Source organism: Streptomyces solincola (assembly GCF_002982015.1).
Taxonomy (GTDB): domain Bacteria; phylum Actinomycetota; class Actinomycetes; order Streptomycetales; family Streptomycetaceae; genus Streptomyces; species Streptomyces solincola.
This window is the reverse complement of record NZ_PVLV01000107.1, coordinates 21,549-27,548: the sequence shown is the minus strand read 5'-3', so window position 1 is coordinate 27,548 and position 6,000 is coordinate 21,549. Positions and strand designations below refer to the sequence as shown.

Below are 6,000 nucleotides of genomic sequence, written 5' to 3'. Positions count from 1 at the left end.
GGGAAAGCGCCGCTCCGGCGCGGGCGGCAGCCCGGGAGTGCCGGTGGTGACCGGCGCAGCCGACGGCCTCTCCTCGCGGAACTCACCATCGATGACGTCCTCGGCGCGGTCGTAGCGGCGCGGCGGCCGGGCATGCTCCCCGGACGCCTCCCACCCGGCGAACCCGCCTGGATCGGTTGCACCCGGGGATGACCGACCAGTCCTAGGCCGCCCAGCGGAGCCGCCGCCTGCCCGCCGACGGGCCTTTCGCCTACCCGCTGGACCGAAGGGCCCGGGGTCGCCTGCCGTTCCGGCAGGGCCCCGGCCAAAGCCTTTTCCGCCCGCCTTCGGGTCGGTGTCTGATGTTGTCTTCTCTTGGGCGGCGCGGCGCTCCTCCCTAGCGGCGCTGCGGCGTTCCTCGTCGGCGCGGCGGCGCTTGTCGAACCGACGCCGCGCCTCCTGCGACAGCGCCTCGCCCAAGCCGGTGCGAGGGGCATCCTGCCCGGCCGCCGCACCCTGCCCGGCCGCCGTCTTCGCGGCCTTCGCTTCCCCCGCGGCTGTCGCCTTGCCGTCCCAGGCGGCGGACTTGGCCGCCTCCCGACCGGCCCGCCGCTCCTGACGGCGACGCTGCCGTTCCTCCCAGGCCCGCTGCTTGTTGGCGCGGGCTTGGTCGCGGTCCTTGGCTCGCTGCTCGCGATCGGCGCTCTTGTCGGCAGCGCGCCGCTCCTGGCGGGCCTGCTGCCTGGCCCGGGCCTGTTCCTGTCGGGCGGCCTGCTTGGCACCAGCCCTCTCGTCACGGGCCTTGGAGCGGTCATCAGCGCGCTGCTGACGCGGCGACAACCCACGACCTCCGGGGCCGCCCTTGCCGTTTCCGGGACCGCCGCTCTTGGGTCCGTCGGGCTTGCGCTGATCCTTCGTCGCCCGCTTTCCGTCAGCCGCCTTGCGGCCGTCGTTCTTGGCCTGCTCGGCCCGCGCCCGCTTGTCGTCGGCCGCCTTCTGCCGCTCGCGCTGCGCCTGGTGCTGCTGGCGGCGCTTGTCGTCGGCGGCCTTCTGCTGCTCGCGGCGCTTGTGCTCGTTGGCCTTCGCGGCGGCGGCCTGCTGGTCCGCCTTGCGCCGGTCCAGCTCGCCGGCGCCCCTGCGATCCGGGCCGGCGGGCGGGCGCTTGCCCCCGCCCTTGTCCGCACCACCGGGGCCGGCCTTACCGGCGGGTCCGCCCGGCTTACCGCCGCTGGCTCCGCCGCCGGCGGGCTTGCCGCCTCCGCCCGCGGCGGGCGACTTGAGCGCGCCGGCGTCGGACTTGCCCTGCGCCGCTTTCTTCTCGGCCTCCGCCAGCATCCCGGCCTGGCGCAGTTTGTTCTGCGCTTGGAGAAGGCCGATCTCCCGCTCGGACGCGGCTTTCAGGCGGGCGACTTTCGCCTCGACCACGGCCTCTTTATGCGGGGCCTCGGCCGCCATGTCTGCGTAGGCGCGGGCGATGCGGTATTCCAGCCAATCCCCGATCCGCTCCGTCAACGTACGGCACGGATCGTAATCGGCTTCCGCTTCCTCACCGGCTTCTTCGGTCCCGAATTCCTCTGATTCGGCGGGGTGGTCGATTCCCTCGGAATGCAAGGCGTGTTCCGGGGGGCTGGGCTGGCGGATGGGCGGCAGCTCGATGGTCTGCTCTTCGGGTCGCTCGGGTGGAATCTCATCGGTCGGCGGGATGAGCCGGTCGATATCCGCGATCTGCACGGGCCGATCTGTGACGTCGGAGGGGGGCGGAAAGGGGATGAGCTGTCCGGGACCGCCGTGGGTCGGCGGATCGTGGTCGGAGGTGGACACGTGCTGTTCCCTTCTTGACAGCCGCCGAGGGCCTCGCGTACACGCGTGTGCGCGGGCGGGCGTGCGGGGGTGCGGGCGTGCGGGCGTTGGGGCCACGCCGAGAGGGCCGGCCGCGGATGGCGGCCGGCCCTCTCGGGTCTCGCGTGGGCGGGCGGCGCGGCGGCGGGTGCCGCTAGCTGCGGGGCTGGGTGTACTTGGCGAAGATGCCGTTCAGCTCGTGCGCCATGCCCCGCAGCGTGGTGGTGTCGCCTCTTTTGTGGAGCTTGCTGCCGTGCGTTTGCAGCAGCATCAGCAGGAAGCGGTATGCGCCGAGGTCCTCGCCGTACCGGCGAATGTAATCGTCCCGCTGAGCCAGCAGATACGTGCGGGAGTTGTTCGCCTTCATTTCCTGGCGGGTGAGTGGGCGTCCAGCGCTCATGCGCTCTCACGTCCTCGCAGGTCGTGAATTCCGGCTACAGGTGCAGCATAGCCGGTGTTCGGCTGCTGCGGAACCTGCGGCGGAATATTCGGCCTGGGCGGGATGGCGTGCGGCGACTTCTTACGCGTCTTTTCCAGCTCCTTTTGCTTGCGGTCTTTCACCGTGGTGTCGCATCCGGTGTCGAAATCACGGCGCTGATAGGCCGCCCTCTCCAGGTCGGCGATCAGGCTGCGCGCGTCCCTGAGGGCCTTTTCCAGGGCTTTTTCGACGGGGCGGGCGCGCAGGCGGGCGTGGTAGAAGCGGTCGCCCTGAAGGTGCGTGCCGCGGACGTGGACGGTGGTTTGGTCGGTCAGGACCGCCAGGTGGCGTTCCATGTCGCGGACGGTGAGCTGGAGGTCGGCGAGGTAGCGGGCGGTGGCGGCCGCGCTGGCCGCGATGTCGGCCAGCGGCCCGTCGGGCCGGCGGGTGTCGCCGGGGTTGGTGGCGCCGAAGCCGGCGGCCGAGTCGTGGCCGTCGGCGGGCGGGCGGTGGGTACTCATCACGAAGGTCCCTTCCGAAGGGTGGGGTGGTTGGCGGTTGTCCGGCAGGTGCGGCCAGGCCCAGTCCACGGGCAGGGTGGCCGAAGGGACTGGGCGTGACCGGTGGTGCCGGCAAGGCGCTGCTCGCCTGCGGGCGCCCGCGGCCGCGCGGTTAGCGAACCGCTCGCTTCGAGCTGGTTCGCGAACCGCTGGTGCGCGATGGTTTGCGAACCGCTGGCGCGTGATGGTTCGCGAACCGCTGGTGCGCAGTGGTTAGCGCCGGGGTTCGCGGCGGTCAGGAGGCGTGGCGGTCGCGGTATTCGGCGCGGGCGGTTGTGAGGCGGTGGTAGGCGGTGGTCTTGCCCATGTCGGTTCGCTGCAGGACTTCGGGGAGGGTGACCTTGGCGAAGCCGAGTTCGTCCATCAGGTTCAAGATCTGTTCGACTTGGGCGCGCTGTCGTTGGGCGCGGCCGGTGAGGTTCGCGGCCGGTTCGCTGGTGGATTCGGGGTGGGTTCGCGTTGGGGTGGAGGGGGTGGGGGCGTGTTCGCGAACCGGTTCGCGGGTTGCGGGTTCGCCCTTCGGGTTCGAGGTTCGGTTTTCGGGTGCTGGTTCGCGGTCGGTTGAACCAGGGGGCGGGGGCAGTTCGGCGAACCGGTTCGGGTTCGGTTCGCCGGTTCGCGGCTGGGGGAGGTCGGTTCGGGTGAGGGTGGCCTGCAGGTTCGGGATGTGCGCGGGATTCGTTGCGGCGGTGATCGGAAGGATCCGGTAGGACGCCGGGAGCGGAGCGCCGCCGCGTGCGGCGCGCAGGTGGTGGCGGTGGTTCAGTTCGCGGTTCGCGGCACTCCAGGCGTCGTCCAGGGTGGTGAGCCGGGAGTCGGTGATCGCCAGGGACCAGGCGGTGAAGGAGTGGACCGGGTAGCGGGCCCAGCGGACCAGGCCGATGCTGGGGCGGGCGGCGGCGACCTTGCCGTCCTCGCGCAGTTGCTTGCGGTGGATGAGGGAGGCGTACAGCTCCCACAGGACCATGCCGACGATGGACATCGCCGCGAACGCGACCGCCTTGGGCGTCATGTGCCAGTAGGTCATCTCCTGCACCCACCGGTCTGCTGCCGGGTCGAAGACGCGGGGGCTGGTCGGTTGGCCGGAGGCGTGCCAGAAGTTCATGAGCGCGGCGCCGCAGGCGAAGATCCAGGTGGAGATGCGGTAGAGGGTGCCGGCGTCGCCGGCCTTGCGGGCCTGGTGGTACATCCAGCCGACGAACGCGGTGGACAGCTCCCAGGCGGCGGCGAACAGGATGGTGAAGGGAACGGCCCAGCCCAGGATGTCCTCGGCGAAGCCGGCCTGCCCGGTCCAGGCGACCGCCATCGGCGCGGTGATCGGGCCGACCACCAGCAGCCGCTCGGTGTTCGTCTTGGCCCACGACCGCAGCCGCTGCCCACCGGTGGGCTTGCCTTCTCGGGCGGCGGCCCTGGCGGCCCGGCGTCGGTCGGCGGCCTCGTCCTTGCGTTGGCGGCGCTCGGCGGCGGCCTGCTCGCGCAGCCGGCGGCGGGCCAGCCGCCGCTCGACACGGTCGGTGGCCTTGCGCATCGCAGCGGCCGCCGCCTCCCCCACCTGCCGGGCCTGCTGCTCGGCGAGCGCGGCAGCTTCCTCGCGCTGGGCGATCTGTGTCTGCCGGTCGGCGGCGTCGGCCGAGAGCTCGTCGGCCTTCTGCTCGGCCTGGCGGCGCAACCGCTCGGCCTCACCGCGGGCCACGGACAAGGTCCGCTCGCTGTCCTGAGCGGCCTGGGCGAGCTTGGCCTTGGCGTCCTCACCCGCCAGACGCAGCACGCGCGAAGCCTCCGCCTTCAGCGCAGCAGCCTCACGGGCGGCGTCTTCGCGGACGGTCACCGCCTGCCGTCCGGCGTCCGCGCGTACAGCGGCCGCCTCGCGCTCCGCCTCGGCGCGGGCCTGCGCCGCGTCCTTCGCGGCGGCCGCCCGCAGCTCCTTGGCGTGGGCAGCCGCGGTGGCCCGAACCTCGTCCGCGTCCTGGGTGGCTTGGGTGGTGAGGCTGTGGGCTTTCTGCCGTGCGGCGCTAAGGAGGTCCTGCGCCTGTTCCTGGGCGCCGGCCAGCAGGTCGCTCGCCTGCTGGCGTGCGGTCGCCTGGAGCCGATCGGCTTCGGTGTGGGCCTGCTCGATGAGCGCGGCGGCCTGCTGCCGCAACTGGTCGGTGTCCTGATCGGCGCTGCGTCGGGCCTGGTCGGCTTGGTCGGCCGCCGCGCACAACCGGCGGCCGGCCTCCTCGGCCACCTCAGCCAGGATGTGAGTGCTGTCGGCGCGGGCCGCGCGGAGCATGGCGGCGGCCTGAGCGGTAGCCCGGGTCACCCGCTCCTGGCCGTCGGCGTCCGCGGCGGCCAGGAGCCGAGCGGCCTGATCGCGGGCGAGGTCGACGATGTCGGCGGCCCGGTCGGCGGCATCGGCCAAAGCCTCCACCGCCTCCGGCCGGGCCACCGGCCTGACGGCGACAGCGGCGGCGGCCAGGGGCTTCGCCGCCGGAGCCGTAGGGGCGGGCTGCTTGACGCTGGTGGCGGGCTTCTTCCCGGCGGGGGGCCTCTTGCGAGTGCGCGTGGCGGCCACGACGCCTTCCTCTCTCTACAAGGCCGCCGCCCCGACCGGGAGATCGGGGCGGCGGCGGGCGGTGCGGGGCGCCGGCGGTCAGATCGCGACGGCCGCGGAGGGGCCGTGGGCGCGGGCGAAGCGAGCGCCGGCGGTCAGCAGGGCGGTCACCTCGGGCAGGGTGCGGTGCGCCCGCTCGGCCCAGGCCATGGCGCGGGCGGTGTCGTGGCCGGTGTGGGCGCGCATGATGAGGTCCAGCACGGTGTGGGCGATGTCGCGGGTGTCGCCGTCGCCGTCCGTGCCGCTGCCGACGTGGTTCAGGGCCATGGACAGGCAGCGGGGCTGACCCGCAGGGGCGTCGTCCCGGATCGCGCGGATGAGTTCGCGGACCATGTCCTCGACGCTGGCGTTCGGGTCGTCGGCGGCGGGCAGGTCCGGCGTGGACCACGGGGTGTAGGTCCGGGCCCAGCCGTCCTGCTCCAGCAGGGCGATCGTGCTCTCCAGGTGGCGGGCGACCAGCTCGCCGGCCGTCTGCTCGCCGGAGGCGGCGATCCACACTGGGGTGTAGGCGTCCTGGGCGAGGGCGGCCGCGGCCTGGAGGGTGACGTCGCCGAACATCGCGGCGGACGGGCTGGTCGGGGTCGGGGTGCTGGACAAGAGGTCCTCGATTC

General features: G+C 73.1%; 4 protein-coding genes and 1 pseudogene. All 5 read right to left on the bottom strand.

All coding sequences use genetic code 11. From position 1 onward, the window contains the following. Nucleotides 1-1,800, bottom strand: a pseudogene (locus C6N75_RS30115) (hypothetical protein); the annotation flags it as partial. Nucleotides 1,801-1,972: 172 nt separating this feature from the next. Beyond that, nucleotides 1,973-2,218 (bottom strand): carbohydrate ABC transporter, encoded by a 246-nt coding sequence (locus tag C6N75_RS08495; protein ID WP_105868242.1) that lies wholly within the window; start codon nucleotides 2,216-2,218, stop codon nucleotides 1,973-1,975. Then, nucleotides 2,215-2,757 (bottom strand): hypothetical protein, encoded by a 543-nt coding sequence (locus C6N75_RS08490; RefSeq protein WP_258177292.1) that lies wholly within the window; start codon nucleotides 2,755-2,757, stop codon nucleotides 2,215-2,217. The genes C6N75_RS08495 and C6N75_RS08490 overlap by 4 nt, the downstream gene beginning before the upstream one ends. Before the next feature lie 274 nt (nucleotides 2,758-3,031). Continuing rightward, nucleotides 3,032-5,350, bottom strand: coding sequence for a DUF2637 domain-containing protein (locus tag C6N75_RS08485; protein WP_105868241.1), 2,319 nt, complete (start codon nucleotides 5,348-5,350; stop codon nucleotides 3,032-3,034). Nucleotides 5,351-5,428: 78 nt separating this feature from the next. Beyond that, nucleotides 5,429-5,986: a DUF6197 family protein gene (locus C6N75_RS08480; protein WP_105868240.1), complete on the bottom strand. Its 558-nt coding sequence runs from the start codon at nucleotides 5,984-5,986 to the stop codon at nucleotides 5,429-5,431. Nucleotides 5,987-6,000: the final 14 nt, after the last annotated feature.